General features: G+C 64.8%; 1 protein-coding gene. It reads right to left on the reverse strand.

Features of this window, described 5'->3' with window-relative positions:
- A partial coding sequence (locus L3X40_RS22200; protein ID WP_445177244.1) for a transposase domain-containing protein occupies positions 1-382 on the reverse strand: 382 nt, incomplete at its 3' end.
- Positions 383-432: the final 50 nt, after the last annotated feature.

Consider the following 432-nt stretch of genomic DNA (forward strand, 5'->3'; position numbering starts at 1 on the left):
GGGGCAGATGATCGGGAAAGGCCCGGCGGGTCGGTCGGGCACGCGTGAACGCCTCGACTGATATCTTCGCCGCGGCAGCCGCGGCGAGTGCCTCGTCCTCGCCGGCGCTCGCTTCGGCCTCCTCGAGCCCGAGCTCCATCTGGTCGATCAGGTGCTGACGATGTTCGGAGCGTTGGCCGTAATGCGCGCGGCGCATCTTCTCGATCTGCAACTCGAGCAATGCGTTGCGAGCCTCCGCATCGGCGGCAATCGCCTTTGCACGAGCGGCCTCGGCTTCGGCGAGATCAGCGCGTGCTCGGGCCTCGTCAACCTCTTGGCGAAGCGCCAGAATATCGGAAGAGGAACGCCCCGCCATCGCCTTTGCAACATGGCACAAAAGCACGGAATCCTGAAGCTTTTACAGGACCGAAACGCTCATCCCGCCGCGTGTGG

The organism is Rhizorhapis sp. SPR117 (assembly GCF_021742065.1).